We start from the raw sequence: 13,695 nt of genomic DNA, 5'->3' as shown, positions 1-13,695 counted from the left end.
CGCGCTCGCGACAGCGCGCCTGTCATCGGAGGACGACGGGCTGACATGCGATCTTGCACGCGGAAGATCGCGCACCGAAAATTGGGAAAGACCGATCTCTCCGGCTCGCGCCCTGACGCCAGGTGCTTATCCGGCGGCGACCTTGTCGCGGACGACGTCCACGAGAATTTCGGCTAGCACGGTAGCGGCCGTGCTTCCGGCTTGCCCGACGGAGTAGAGGGAAAGAGGTACGCTGGGCAATTTGGGCAGGCCCAGCTTCTTTGCGTCGAGCGCTACGAGCGAGTCCGGCAGCCCGATCGACGTCCGCATCGTGATGCCGAGCCCCGCGGTTGCGGCGGCCCACAATCCCGACAGGCTGGGGCTCGAAAAGACGACCCGCCAGGAGATGCCAGCTTTGTCGAGGGCTGCGATCGCGGGATCGCGGAACGAGCATGGTGGTTCGAAGGCCACCAGCGAGAGCGCGTCGCCGGGCAACGCGGACATGCCGGGCCAGTCACGCGGTCCTACCCAGACCATGGGGATATCCGCCAGATGCTCGACTTCGAGTCCCTCGACGGTCGATCCCCAACCCAACGTCATGTCGAGCTCGCCGCGGATCGTCTTCTCGAGCAGCGCTCCCGTCTTTTCGGCCTGGGCTTCCACCCGCACCTTCGGGTGGAGTCGAGCGAACTGGGCGAGCACGTCTGCGAGCCAGCTTTCCGCGAAATCCTGCGAGAGCCCGAGCTTGACCCACCCTTCCACTCCGGATCCTCGGGTCGCGGCGATCGCCTCGTCGTTCAGCGCGAGTATCCGCTGGGCATAGCTGAACAGGGTGTCGCCGACGTCCGTCAGCGCAAGCCCACGGCCCGCCTTGCGTACAAGAGGTTGCCCGATCTGGTCTTCGAGTTTGCGCAGCTGCGTGCTGATCGCAGACGGCGATCGCCCGAGGCGCTCAGCGGCGCGAGAGAAGCTGCCGAGCTGGAAGCCGAGCACGAAGGTTCGCAGGACGTCCATGTCGAGGTTCGTGCCGAGTATGACAGTTCTCTTTTATTGAAGTGACCGTTCTGATATTTTCGATATTTCCGAACTGTATCCCGGCCTACCTCGTAGCCGTCAAGTGACTGGCGACACGCTTGCCGCTCGTACGAGGGAATAATGATCATGACCAAACTCCTGGTCGCTTTGGCGATCCTCAGCGTGAACGCACCGGTTGGCGCGCAAACCTATCCCCCGCTCCAACGCCAGTCCGTGCTCGAGGCGAAACTGCCGGCCGCAAATCCGACGGTGCGGCTCGTGCGTGGCGCGCACATCCGGTTCGCGCCGGGCCAGCCGACCGGGCTGCACCTGCATCCCGCGTCGACCGTCGGCGTGGTCACCGAGGGGAGCTTCGTGTTCCAGCCGGAAGGCGAGCGGCGGCGCATCCTGCATGTCGGAGACTCGTTCTTCGAACCGGCTCGCCACCGGATCCTGCACTTCGACAATGTGTCGCGGACCAGATCGGCAGCCATCACGCTATTCTATCTGACCGATACCGCGAGCCGGCCGTTGATCGATCTGCTACCCGGGAAGTGAGGCAGCCGAAGCTGCGCGGGCGCGGCGATTGCCAGTGGTCGTCAGCCCGGGATAGCTAGCGCCTGGGCCACGGAAGAATTGGAAATCAGCGACATGCGGGCCTCTATTCGAATTGCTGGGGGGTGCCTCGCGGCCTGTGCTCTAAGCTCGACGGGGACGGGGGTCGCCGCGGCACGACCCGTACCGACCGCGCAGGTTCAGATGCCGACGACGGATCAGGCGCCGTGGCGCGAGATGGCGAGGATCGATCTCGACTTTGCGACGGCGCTGATCCGCAGCCAGTATATCGGTGCGGTCTATCCCGACCCTGCTTCCTTCGCGAAGACGGTCGAGGCGGCGCGCATGCAGGCGCTTCGGGATCTGCCGAAGGTCGGCAGCTTCGCGGGATACCGAGCGTTGCTGAAGCGGTTCATCAACAGCTTCGACGACGAGCATATCGGCATTTCGTTCTTTGTGATGCAGAGCCGACTGAGCTGGCCGGGCTTCCTCGCTACCTATCAAGGGCATCGGTACCTGACATCTGCGACCTCCGGCGGCGACATCCATGATGGTTCGGAGATCACCAGTTGCGATGGCGTGCCCGTCGAGACGTGGGTCGAACGGATCGCGCAGTTCGAGGGCGGCCATGCCGGCCTGGAATCCACCAGGGCATCGTCCGCGACCGCCATGTTCGTGGACGCCGGCAACCCCTTCGTTATGCGGTCGGCGGCCTGCGTGATCGACGGCGTCTCGCACCCGCTCGCCTGGCGCCCGCTGCCGCTCGCCGAGCATCTGGCAAATGTGCGAGCATCCAGCGGGAGCGTCACGCGCGAGACCCGCATCTCCGACTTCTCGACCGACGGTGCGTGGGTCCGGCTCGGCATCTTCCAGCCCGATAGTCCCGAGGAGGCCAGGGCGTTCCACGCGGTGATCGCCGACGCGGCCAGGATCCGCAATAAATCCGTGATCGTGCTCGACGTGCGCGGCAATGGCGGCGGCCCCTACAACTGGTTCATGGCCTTTCTGCGCGGACTGTATGGGGACGCATATGCCGACTATTATGCGCGCGCACGGCTGGCCATCCGGGCCGTGCACCGCGCCACGCCGGAAATACTGGCAAGCTACAGAGCCTCCGATGCTCAAGGCGGCGCGGTCGAAGAACCGCTCGACCTGCCGCGTGGGGGCGGCACGGGCGAGGATCCGGTCAATGCCGGCATCGAGGAGGCGCTGAAGCAGGGACGTCCATGGTATCGCAATGCGGCCACGCCGTTGCCGAGGCCGACCGATCGCGCGCCTCCCAACCCGGTCAGGGCGAAGGTGTACGTTCTGACCGACTATCGATGCGGCAGCGCCTGTATCAGCTTCGTCGACGAACTGAAGCTGTTCCCCGGCGTCACGCAGATCGGTCAGGACACGTTCGTCGACGAACGCACCGGTACGCCGCTGGGCATGCCGCTCCCCAGCGGGAACGGCCGGGTCTCGGCGGCGACGATGACGCGCGATGGCCGCGTCAGGGGCGATGCCGTCCCGCAGAAGCCGACATACGCGTTCGATGGCAATATCGGCGACGATGCCAAGGTGCGCGAATGGATCGAACGGGTCGTGATTCCGAGCGATCGATCCGGCGCCAGATAGAGTGCGCGCCGGTCCAACGTCGGAGGAGAGCGATCCTTGATAGCAGCCGCCGATCCGGCTGGTCGATGGATCGGCGGCGGCTGTCGTTGTTCAGGCGGGCTCGGGGGTGTTCGTCATCCGGCTTTCGAACCAGTCGAGGACGACGTTGCCCAGAAGGTCGCTGCACCCGACATGGCAATGCTCGGACGCGGAGTCCGCGGATGTCAGACGCACGTGATCGCCACGCGCGCCGAGCGCATCGGCAAGCCGCTCGGCCTGACCGAGGAAGAACTGGTCGTCCGCGCCCTCGCATACCAGCACCGGGGTCGTGATCCGATCGACGATGCCATCAAGCGTCAGTTTGTCGAAACGCAGCATGAGGTCCATCGGGGTTGCGCAGCCATAGGCCCACATACCCTGCTCGATCGCCCACCGCAGAATGGTGTTGGCCGCCATCGCCGTCGACAGGGCCGCGTTGGCGGTGGAGGCGTCCCGCCGGTCGATCGCGGCGCAGATCGAGTCCGGCAGGCTCGCGCGATACGCACGGGCCGGATCGAACAGGCCGTCGACACAGGCGATCCCCGCCAGGCGATGCTCGAAACAGCCGCTCCGCGCGACGAGCCAGCCACCCAGCGAATAGCCGACGAGGCCGAGTTTGCCCGCGTCTATCTCCGGCTGGCTTTGGCACCAGTCGACGAGCGGCGTCACGACCTTCTCCCACTCGTCGATGAAGGTCAGGCCCTGGTCCCGGATCACCGTGGGCTGGCCCGGTCCTTCGAACGTCACGACGTTGAAGTCGCGCGACAGCGCGGCGACGCCGAGCACGTGATACATCTCCTCCTGCGAACCGTCATAGCCGTTCATCAGCAGCAGCGTCGGGCGCGCGACACCATCGGTGGAGCAGCGGAAGAAGATCGCCGGTACGCTGAACCCGTCCGCCTGGACGTCGATCCGCTCGCCGGGGATCGGCAGCCGTGCGTTCGCGGCGTCGAAGCAGCGGGTCGCATCCTTCCAGATCGACGCGATCCGGGGATCGTCCGGCTGGCCGTGCAGGAAGAAGTCGGCCGCGCGGTAATAGCTGGCAGCCCGGAAGAACGTGCCGCGTGCGCTGGCATCGCGACCGGCGTTCGCGAACCCTTGCGCCTGCGCATCGACGTGCCGCGCCCGTTTGCTGAACGCGTCGAACCAGCTCTCGAAATCGCCGGCGACGATTTCGCCGGCGACGTCGAGGACCTCCGCCACGTCGGCGCCGTGGTCGTGCGCCGTGCCGAGGATGCGGAGAAGCTCGTAGTTGAACGAATGATCGGGGTTCAGTCGAAGCATGACAGGTCCTTCTAAACAGTGTATAGATTGCGAATGACGAACGATCTGAACACCGTCAAGTTCCAATACCATCATGGCCAGTTGCCGGAGGCGTTGATGGATGCGACCGAGGCGATTCTCGGGGAAAAGGGCGTCGAGGGTTTCAGCCTGAGAGAGGCGGCGCGGCGCGCCGGTGTCTCGCCGTCTGCGCCGGCGCATCATTTCGTCGACAAGCGCGGTCTGTTGACCGCCGTCGCGACGCGCGGGTTCGTGGATCTGATACAGGCCCTGTCGGACGCGGAGAATGCCGCTCCGGCCGGTGCGGCGGCGCGCGCCGTAGCGATCGCTTACGTCCGCTTCGCAATCGACCGCCCGGCTCGGTTCCAGCTCATGTGGCGCGGCGCTTTGCTCGACCAGGGCAATGACACCTACCGCGACGTGGCGGACCGAGCCTTCTCGATGTTCAGTCGCATCATGACGTCGAAGACGACGACGATCCAAGCGCCCGGAGCCGTCGAGGATGCCCCAGCGATCGCGGTGTGGGCGCTGGTCCACGGATTTGCCGTGTTGATGCTCGATGGCATATTCGTCTCGGAAGACCAGAACGCGGACGCCGTGATAGCGAGGTTGCTGCCGGCCGTGCTCGACAACGTATCGGCCAGCGGGGTCAACGCCGATTCTGGTTGAGCGTCCTGTCTGGTTCCGTTTCCGGTCGGACATGACCGGCGAAGTTCGCCTCAGAGCGAGGTGAATTGTCCGCCTCCGGCGTCGCCCGGGCGATCGCGACCATTGCGTGCGTCATGTCCTTCCACAGCGCATTACGGTCGCCGTCGCGCGCATAGACCTGGGTCATGCTATGGGTCGCTTTCGGAACGTAGGTGAAATCGGCCCGTCCACCGACCCGGTGGACTGCGGCCTCGAGCCTGTGCACAGAGCCGTCGAGATAATAGGAATCCGCGGCACCGACCGTCAGATGGATCTTGCCGTCCAGATCCGTTCTCAGTCGCGGCCAGTCTGCCTCGATGCGGTGGCTGATATCGTAATGATCGTGCCAGTACGCGGCGACCTTCGGGTCGATCGCACCGGTCCTGCGGTCGAACAGGAATGCGGGCGAGCCATCGGCGCGGCGTGGCGAGAACACCCAGTCGAACGCGCGGAACTGGCCGCCTTCGCGACCGAGAACGGTCTCCATCCGGACGTGCTGCTCGATGGTTTCCCGGACCTCTCCGTCGTCACGCTCGAGCGGGCGGGGCGCGCCGGCCGCGTCGTGATACATGTTCGCGCCGGGTGCGTAGAGATCGACGCCGATGAAGTCGTGGAAGTCCGACGGATCGGGAGAGGTCGGCCAGCTTCCACCGAACAGCGCAGGGTAGTGGACGATCGTCCATAGAGCGAACCAGCCGCCAGAGCTGTGGCCGGTCAAAAAACGGCCCGACGGTCTGGCGTCCATCCGGTATCTGCGTTCGAGCGTCGGTATCACCTCGTCGATCAGCGCGCGGCCCCAGGGTCCGTTATTGGCGCTGTCCGCGAACTCGGTCGTTCCGGTCGGCGTCGCGAAATCGAGCGCGACCCAGATCATCGGCGGAATGACGCCCGTCTCCATCAGATGCCATTGCTTGGACAGCGTCTGGCCGTCGAGCTTGTGGGTCGTGCCGAAGCCGCCGGCGGTATAGACCGTGGGATACGTCGTTCGCGACCTGGGATCATAGCCGGGCGGCGTCAGCACCCATGCCGCGACGCTCTGGCTGGAACCGTGGAAGCGCGTGAGCAGGCGCGATGCGATGCGTTCGTCATGCAGATGCGGCCGTGACGCGGTGATCTGCTCCGCCGCGACGGGTGGCAGTCCGGCGACGTCGAACGGGCCGGCCTCCGGCGGCAGCGCGTGGTCCAGCGGGATGACGGGCACGGACGCCAGCGGGAAACGGACGGTCACGACCTTGGAAGCGAGGTCGCCCGGGCCTCGTCCGCCGTAGTTGTAGCTCGCGTCGCGATCCAGCACTGCCTGCACGCGGTACTCGCCCTTCAGCGCCGCGAAACTTTCGGGAAAGGCGATTGCCTGCGTATCCATCGTGACGCTGCCCGCCGGTCCGAACCCGGCGACGTCTTGCGCCGCGACCGACACGCCGTCGGAATCGACATCCACCGCATCGCTATCCGCGTTTTTGGCGGTCGCCGGAACGGCGAAGAGCAGCAGTCGTCCGCTGGCGTCGCCGACGATGCCCGGCGGCAGCGCGACGACGACGCGTGTCCCCGGCGACGTCGCGGCAACCAGGCCGGCGGCGATGAGCGGAGCGAGCAGAAGACGCATGGCGGTCCTAGCAGGGAGGGCAGGGCTCGGTGCCGCCGGAGCCGCGGCGATCGAGGCCGTTGGGTCTATCGGGTTCGGTGTTCGTGCGTTCGCGAACACCGGACGCTTGGTGCCGGTGTCCGCGATCGGGCATGCTGCCGGTCGATCCGTCAGCGTCGCGTTCAGCCGCCGCTGTGCGTTGCCGCATCCTCGATCAGCTTTGCCACCGCCCGAGGTTGAGACGCATAGACGGCGTGGCTGCCCTTGATCTCCACCGTCTTGCTACCGGCGCGCTTCGCCATGAAGCGCTCGAGATCGGGATTGATCTTGCGATCCTCCGTCGCGACCGCGAACCAGCTGGGCTTGCTGCGCCAGGCGGCCTTGGCGATCGGCGTGGCGAACCCCTTGATCGCGATCGGTACCTGCGAAATCGCCATATAGGCGGCCTGATCGGCAGGAAGATCGGCGGCGAAGTCCTGTGCGAAGGTCTTGGGGTCGAGGATCTGGAAGCCGTCGCCGATCGAGACGACGTTGTTCGTGGCGGGCGGCAGGCGGCTGCTCAGCGTACGGAGAAGCTCACCGGCATCGGGCATGAGCGCGGCGATATAGACCAGTCCCTGCACCTTGGGATCGTTGCCGGCGTCGCTGATCACCACGCCGCCATAGCTGTGACCGACGAGTATGGTCGGTCCGTCCTGCAGCGCCAGGATCCGCCTGGTGGCCGCGACATCGTCTTCCAGCGAGGTTTCGGGTTCCTGAACGATGCTCACGCGGTACCCATCCCGCGTCAGGATGTCGCTGACGGCCTTCCATCCCGAGCCATCGGCATAGGCACCGTGCACGAGAACGATGTTCTTCGCCGGGGCGGCCTCGGCGGCGGAGCTTGCGCAGAGGGCGACGGAGATCGCTGCAAACGACGTGAAGAGCTGGCTGATCATGAGTATGTCCTTGGTTCGACGCGTTCTGAAAAATCGGGGATCCGTGGTCGGCTAAGTCGGGAGCGCCAACGTCAATGCTCGGCGGCGGCCTTGATGATGAGGTTCGCGATCGCCCGGGGGTGCGAGAGCAGCGAGACGTGGCTGGCGGGCAGTTCGATCGTCTCCGCCTTGATGCGCTTCGCCATGAACCGCTGGAGATCGGGATTGATCACCCGGTCCTGCGTCGACACCGCATAGTAGGAGGGCTTGGTCCTCCAGGCCGCCTGCTGCGGTCGTCCCGCCATCAGCGCCTTGTTGAACGGCCATTGCACCGCATAGAGCACCTCGGCCTTGCTGCGTGGCAGATCGGGCGCGAAATCGCGAAGGAAGGACTCCTTGCCGAGCCGCCCCTCATCCCCATCGAACACCACGCCTGCCGACGCTGGTGTCGATGGAAACCCTTTCGCGAGGTCGGGGAAGTTCTCGCCGGCATCGGGCGCGCGCGCGGCGACGTAGACCAGCGCCGAGACGTTCGGCGCCATGCCGGCTTCGGTCGCAACCGCTCCCCCGAACGAGTGCGCGGCGAGGATGGTCGGACCGTCCTGCCGTGCCAGTACCCTTTGGCAGGCCGCGACCGCATCCGGCAGCGTGGTGAGCGGCTGCTGGACCGCGGTGACGTTCAGGCCGTGCGCCAGAAGATGGGGAATGACCTCCGACCAGGACGAACCGTCGGCGTAGAGGCCGTGGACGAGGACCACGTTCCTCGACCTGGAAGGAGCGGCGATGGCGGCCCGTGCCGCCCCTGGAGCGAGCGCCGTTACGGCACCGGCGAGGAGCGAGGACGAAAAGGTGCGGCGATCGATCTGCATGGTCACAATTCCCGGTTGGCGGCTCCGCCGACGACGGAGCCCGGCGTTGAATTCGAGGTCGTGTTGCTGGTCTCCGAGCCGCTACGCGGTCCGTGCGGGGCGGGTCGCTCGGTGCGAGGATATGGCCAGCACGATCGCCGACATCGCAAAGTAGAGTGCGCCGAACGCCGCATAGGGTGCGATGTCGGCCGCGCTCGGCACGATCACCCCGTCGGCCGCCTGCTTGACGAAGAACACGCCTGCCAGACCGGACTGCGCACCGCTGAGGATCATCGGCCACTGGGCGCCGACGCTGCGCCACCGTCGAATGCCGGTCGCCAGCTGAAGCAGGCCCGACAGCGTCGCCCAGATGCCGAACACGGCGAAGACAGCGTGGATGTTGGTCCGCATCGTGACCACGACTGCAACGGTCACGGCTGCGCTGACGACGGCGTTGAACGCCTGGGTCGGGTTGGCTGCGAGGCCGCCGTTGCGACGGGCGTCGTACAGGTTCGCGAGCGCGTCCCATGCCGGGTAGGCCACGAGAAGTGCGCTCGTCAGCGGGGACGGAGTCTTTCCCGCCGCGAAGGCCGCCGCCACCCACGCCACCGAGAACAATGCGCGCGTACCGTAATATCGCGCCAGCCAGCGCGGGTCGCTGCTGGACTGTTTGAACGCCGTGAGCATGGGTGGTTCCTTCTTGTCTTGATGGCCTGGTGAGAGGCCGGACGTGGCTGTGAATACGGCGCCACGGACGTGCGGCGTCGCCCGGCACAGCGGATAGGCTGGCCGTCTGCGATATGGAGGAGAGGGTTGCCTGTCGGCGTTGGGTTACAGGGTCGAATACTTCGGCAATATCAGCCGCGACGTGAGCGTGACGGCCGCACATCCCGCGCAGTACCAGATGAGTACGTAGAGCGGATCATTGGCAGGGCAGCAGAAGGCAAAGACGAATGCCCCCCAGCTGCCGCCCGCGACGCCGACCGCCAGCGCGCTTCCCTCTGCATGGGTCGACGCGCCCCGTCGCATGAGGATCGCGAGCATGCCCAGCATCGGAAGCGAAAGCACGACGATGGCGGCCATGCAGACCAGGCCATGGGCTGGAGACAGACGCTCCAAGATGGTGCCACCAGCGGAGAGTCCCGGGCTGACAACCGCTCCCATGATCGCAGCCAGCCCGATCACGCCCGTCAGAAGGATGAGTCCGGGCCGCGGAGAGACCGTCGGCGAGAACGAACGAACCGCGGTATGGACGCTGATCGCGACGATCAACGCGAGACTGCCGAGCTTCCACCACATGAAGGGAAGGCCGATCGCCTGACCCATGTCCGGGCGCATCGCGCCGATGCCCAGGAAGAGAGCGAGTTCGAGCGCCCCAAGGCCGACGAGCATGCCGGTTTCGCGTCTCACGCTCCGCCGCCGCACCGGCGTCAGGCTAGAGGCCAGCTCATCGAGGAAAACGTCATTCAACATTGTTCGTCCTCATCACCAAAGCGGCCAGTCGGGCGATGCCGCGATGGATGTTCACCTTCACGGCCGACACCGACTGGCCCGTCTCCCGGGAGGCGTCTTCGATCGTGCAGCCCTGCAATTTCACGAGATCGATGACCCTGGCCTGCGCCGGTCGCAGCTCGTTCATGAGGCTGGACAGCACCGACGCGCTGGTGACCGAGGATTCATGATCGGGGGTCGCGATGGTATCGGTGAGTTCGTCGGTGGAGCGCCGTTTGAGCGTCCGCAGCTGGTCGACCCATTTGCGTTTGGCGATCGCTCCCAGCCAGGGCGAGAAGGGATGGTCCGGGTTGTAGGTGTGCCGGTTGCGATGGACCGCCATAAGGGTTTCCTGCACGGCATCGTCGACGACGATCAGAGGCAGCCGTCGCGTGAAGTATCGACGCAGCCAGATGGTGATCTCCGCGAGCAGGCGGCGATAAGCGCCGCCGTTCCCGTCCTGCGCCGCCCGCATCAGGCGGCCCCATTCGTCTTCGGCGAGGGTCACGTGATCGTCATTGCGGTAGCCCGGCTTGCCCGATCCCGACAGGATCCTGAGCGATGAGAGGGGAGGCCGGACAGACATACCTGGTCATTCGCCCGCAATGGGAGAAAGGTTACATCTGCCGAAGAAATATCCGGAATCCGCTTCCCAGCGGACCCTGCCGCTCATCGGGACGCTCGAGCTTCGATAAGGTCGCGTCGTGAGGACGGCTGTTTGCGGGATATTGTGAAAGACGCGGTGGTAGTTCCGTCGTCGGACCTCGGTCGTCGAACGGAACTACCGAGTGCGACGTCAGAAGCGGAAGCCGGCGCCAATCACGACCCGGTGGCGATCGGGATTCACCGTTCCGACGAACTCGAACGATTCGTAGTTGGTGTAGCTGTATTCGGCCTTGCCATACAGGCCATGCCCAAGTCCGACCTCGGCGCCGGCTCCGACGTGGAATCCCCGCAAGTTGACGCCATCATCGAACGCGAACGCCGGAGCCGCGGTCTCGGTAACGGAGACCTGGATGCGGCCGTTCGAATAGCCGCCCTTGACGTAAAGGAGGGAGGTCGGGCCGACCAGATAGCCGACGCGCGCCCCGGCGGTGAGGTTGCGTCCTGCCTTGACGCAACCCGACAGGGTGCCGTCGGAATCACAGTCCTTCGTGCTGGCACCGTCAATGCCGGCGTAAGCGCCGAGCACGGCGCGCGAGCCGATCATGACGTCATAGCCGATTTCGCCGCCATAGGTGACGCCGCTCTTGCCTTCGCTCTCGCCATCCGCCTTCAGAACGACGCGATCCCAACCGACGTTGGCCTCGACGCGGGGACCACTGACCTTCGCGGTCTGCGCGATCGCGGGCGATGCGACGACGACGAATGCGACCGCAGCCAGTGCTAGACTCTTCATATCCATATCCCTTTTTACTGTTTCGACCCGCCCTGATAACGGGCCAGGCGCAACCCCGAAGGTCGCTATCGACGCCTCCGAACGTCCGGCTGCCATTGCGGCGCCGACATCCTGAGAATTACGAACCGTGCGTTGTGTGAAGCTTACGTGCGGTGCCGGTTGGGCGTAAGCTTCGCGCAACCTTCCTCACCGAAGAGAACTTCCTTGGGGACACTTCATGCGAATTTTGCTGATCGAGGATGAGCGCGAGCTCGCAGAGGCCGTGACCGCTCGGCTCAACCTGGAAGGGTTCGTGGTCGACTGCTTCGGTACGCTCGGCGAGGCGATCGAGGCCGTGATCAGTGCGCAGTACCGGGTGATCCTGTTGGACAGACGGCTTCCCGACGGCGACGGCCTGTCGCTGCTTCCGGTCATCCGCACGCGTCCCGCCCCACCGCCGGTCATAATGCTGACGGCGCTCGGGGACGTGCCCGATCGCGTGGCCGGCCTCGACGCGGGTGCCGAGGACTATCTGATCAAGCCCTATTCGTTCGACGAACTCCTGGCGCGCCTTCGGGTATTGCTGCGCCGGGACGGGAGCGGAGATCTGGCGCAGAAAGTGGCGATCGGACGGCTCACGTTCGACCTTGCATCACTCGAAGCCTCGATCGGCGGAACGCTGCTCCTGTTGCCCAGACGCGAACTGGCAATTCTCGAAACGCTCGTGCGACGGGCAGGGCGCGTCGTGATGCGCGAGCACATCGAGGCGCAGGTCTATAGCTTCGATGACGATATCAGTTCCAATGCGCTCGATGCCCATGTCTCGCGCCTGCGCAAGCGGCTCGTCGATGGCAGCGCGGGCGTGATCCTCAACGGTGTTCGAGGCCTCGGGTACATCTTGCGGGCGGCATGAGCCTGCTCCGTCCCTCGCTGGTTCGGCGGCTGGCGCTCGGGTTCGCATTCGGCGCGGTGTCCGTAAGCCTGATGCTTCTCGCGCTGCTGACCCTGTGGATGGTTGGCCAACCGGCTGCCAACGCGGGGCCCTCGTCGGTCATCGAACTGCTCACCCATGATCTGACACGCGCCGGCGGCCGGCTCATGGTCAAGCCGGGGTCGCGGATCTTTGGAATAGCGCGCCGTAGTCCCCCGCTCTGGATCGTGGGCCAGGATTCGAACGGGAACGCCACGCTGCTCCTCGGTCGCCCCCCCGCACAAACCTTGGCAGCCATCCGATCCCTCCCGATCCAGTTCAAAACGGCGGATCTCGGGAAGGTCGATTCGCCGGATCGCACGACCGACTTCTCAATCCGGGAGATCGTAGGACCGGGTGGTAGCGTGACGCTGTTCGTCGGGGGCGTCCGGCCGGGGGCCGTCACGGCGATGGACTGGATGCTCGGGTTTTTTCTCCGCGATGTGGAGTTCTACATAAGTCTGGGCCTGATATGCCTGACCTCGATGGCGGGCGCGCCGTTCGCGATCCCGATCGTGCTCTACTCGGTCCGTCCGGTCGCGAAGGCAGCGGGCCGCCTCGATCCGTCCGATCTGGACGGGCGGCTGTCGGAACACCGGGTGGTCAAGGAGATCCTGCCGCTGGTCCGCGCGTTCAACGCCGTGCTGGACAGGCTCTCGCACGTATTCGACCAGCGCCGCCGCTTCATCGCGGACGTCGCGCACGAACTTCGCGCGCCCTTGGCCGTGCTCAGCGCACAGATCGAGACGGTCCCCGATGATCCGCGGAGGGTGGACCTTCAACGCACGCTGTACCGTCTGAACCAGATGGTCGGGCAGATGCTGGACGTCGAACGCCTGACACTCGCAGGACGGCGGCGAGAGCCGGTCGATCTGGTCGCGCTCGCGCGCGAAGCCACGGCAGACGTGGCGCCGTTGGCGTTGTCGAGCGGCTATGAGATCGCGTTCAGCGCGGAGCGGGAAACCGCGATCGTCGAGGGCGACTGGCACGCGATCACGCGTGCGGTCTCAAATCTTCTCGGCAACGCGATCGCCCATGGAGACGCAGCGGGGACCATCGAGGTGCGCGTGACCGATGACCGCGCCATAGAGGTCTCGGATGAGGGCCCAGGGGTCCCACCTGACGCGAGGACGCGCATCTTCGAGCCGTTTCATCGCGAGCGTTGGGACCGCGACGGCTGTGGACTGGGACTTCATCTCGTCCAGGAGATCATGGCGTCACACGGTGGAAAGGCGGCGGTAGTCGGCAACGGCCCCGGCGCGACCTTCCGACTGAGCTTCGACCGAGCTCAGGACGCTTTGATCGACGCTGATGGATGAGGGTATCGACGGTTCGATCGCAAGACGTACCCGCCGGAA

14 protein-coding genes are annotated in these 13,695 nt (G+C 65.6%); 5 read left to right on the top strand and 9 right to left on the bottom strand.

All coding sequences use genetic code 11. The features are described from left to right. Positions 1–126: 126 nt before the first annotated feature. Positions 127–993, bottom strand: a complete 867-nt coding sequence (locus FSB78_RS15730; protein WP_147083506.1) for a LysR substrate-binding domain-containing protein — start codon at positions 991–993, stop codon at positions 127–129. Between the two features lie 147 nt (positions 994–1,140). On the opposite strand from FSB78_RS15730, the gene FSB78_RS15725 reads away from it, so the two are divergent. After that, positions 1,141–1,551, top strand: coding sequence for a cupin domain-containing protein (locus FSB78_RS15725; protein WP_158638027.1), 411 nt, complete (start codon positions 1,141–1,143; stop codon positions 1,549–1,551). Positions 1,552–1,752: 201 nt separating this feature from the next. Beyond that, the gene (locus tag FSB78_RS15720) at positions 1,753–3,165 is read left to right on the top strand and encodes a S41 family peptidase (protein ID WP_158638026.1); all 1,413 of its coding nucleotides are present in this window, start codon (positions 1,753–1,755) and stop codon (positions 3,163–3,165) included. Positions 3,166–3,255: 90 nt separating this feature from the next. Here the strand turns inward: FSB78_RS15720 and FSB78_RS15715 are convergent, their stop codons facing one another. Then, positions 3,256–4,467 carry an alpha/beta hydrolase family protein gene (locus FSB78_RS15715; RefSeq protein WP_158638025.1) on the bottom strand — a complete coding sequence of 404 codons (1,212 nt, stop codon included), beginning with the start codon at positions 4,465–4,467 and terminating at the stop codon, positions 3,256–3,258. Positions 4,468–4,500: 33 nt separating this feature from the next. Between FSB78_RS15715 and FSB78_RS15710 the strand changes: the two genes are divergently transcribed. Continuing rightward, positions 4,501–5,133 (top strand): TetR/AcrR family transcriptional regulator, encoded by a 633-nt coding sequence (locus FSB78_RS15710; protein WP_147083502.1) that lies wholly within the window; start codon positions 4,501–4,503, stop codon positions 5,131–5,133. Here the strand turns inward: FSB78_RS15710 and FSB78_RS15705 are convergent. The 7 genes from FSB78_RS15705 to FSB78_RS15675 all read right to left on the bottom strand — a co-directional run bounded on the left by FSB78_RS15705 (position 5,114) and on the right by FSB78_RS15675 (position 11,568). Continuing rightward, positions 5,114–6,754 (bottom strand): alpha/beta hydrolase, encoded by a 1,641-nt coding sequence (locus FSB78_RS15705; protein ID WP_147083501.1) that lies wholly within the window; start codon positions 6,752–6,754, stop codon positions 5,114–5,116. The two genes, FSB78_RS15710 and FSB78_RS15705, sit on opposite strands and share 20 nt — an antisense overlap. 161 nt (positions 6,755–6,915) lie before the next feature. Beyond that, complete coding sequence (locus FSB78_RS15700; RefSeq protein WP_147083500.1) at positions 6,916–7,671, bottom strand: alpha/beta hydrolase; 756 nt, start codon at positions 7,669–7,671, stop codon at positions 6,916–6,918. A 71-nt stretch (positions 7,672–7,742) separates the two neighbouring features. Continuing rightward, positions 7,743–8,519: an alpha/beta fold hydrolase gene (locus tag FSB78_RS15695; RefSeq protein WP_147083499.1), complete on the bottom strand. Its 777-nt coding sequence runs from the start codon at positions 8,517–8,519 to the stop codon at positions 7,743–7,745. A gap of 81 nt (positions 8,520–8,600) precedes the next feature. Next, on the bottom strand, positions 8,601–9,185 hold the full coding sequence (locus FSB78_RS15690; RefSeq protein WP_147083498.1) for a DUF308 domain-containing protein: 585 nt from the start codon (positions 9,183–9,185) through the stop codon (positions 8,601–8,603). Between the two features lie 144 nt (positions 9,186–9,329). After that, entirely contained in the window at positions 9,330–9,971 is a 642-nt protein-coding gene (locus FSB78_RS15685) for an NrsF family protein (protein ID WP_147083497.1), read from the bottom strand. After that, a complete protein-coding gene (locus FSB78_RS15680) occupies positions 9,961–10,497 on the bottom strand; it encodes a sigma-70 family RNA polymerase sigma factor (protein ID WP_147083496.1) in 537 nt (178 codons plus the stop codon). Before FSB78_RS15680 ends, FSB78_RS15685 begins: the two co-directional genes overlap by 11 nt. Positions 10,498–10,785: 288 nt before the next feature. Further along, positions 10,786–11,568, bottom strand: coding sequence for an outer membrane protein (locus FSB78_RS15675; RefSeq protein ID WP_147083495.1), 783 nt, complete (start codon positions 11,566–11,568; stop codon positions 10,786–10,788). 37 nt (positions 11,569–11,605) lie between these two features. Here FSB78_RS15675 and FSB78_RS15670 point away from each other — a divergent pair, with 37 nt between their 5' ends. Together FSB78_RS15670 and FSB78_RS15665 are read left to right on the top strand one after the other, a co-directional pair. Beyond that, on the top strand, positions 11,606–12,280 hold the full coding sequence (locus tag FSB78_RS15670; protein ID WP_147083494.1) for a response regulator transcription factor: 675 nt from the start codon (positions 11,606–11,608) through the stop codon (positions 12,278–12,280). Then, entirely contained in the window at positions 12,277–13,656 is a 1,380-nt protein-coding gene (locus FSB78_RS15665) for a sensor histidine kinase (RefSeq protein ID WP_147083493.1), read from the top strand. The genes FSB78_RS15670 and FSB78_RS15665 overlap by 4 nt, the downstream gene beginning before the upstream one ends. Positions 13,657–13,695 lie beyond the last annotated feature (39 nt).

This window comes from Sphingomonas ginsenosidivorax, assembly GCF_007995065.1.
Taxonomy (GTDB): domain Bacteria; phylum Pseudomonadota; class Alphaproteobacteria; order Sphingomonadales; family Sphingomonadaceae; genus Sphingomonas; species Sphingomonas ginsenosidivorax.
The sequence above is the reverse complement of the archived record's forward strand: the minus strand, read 5'-3'. Positions and strand labels throughout refer to the sequence as shown.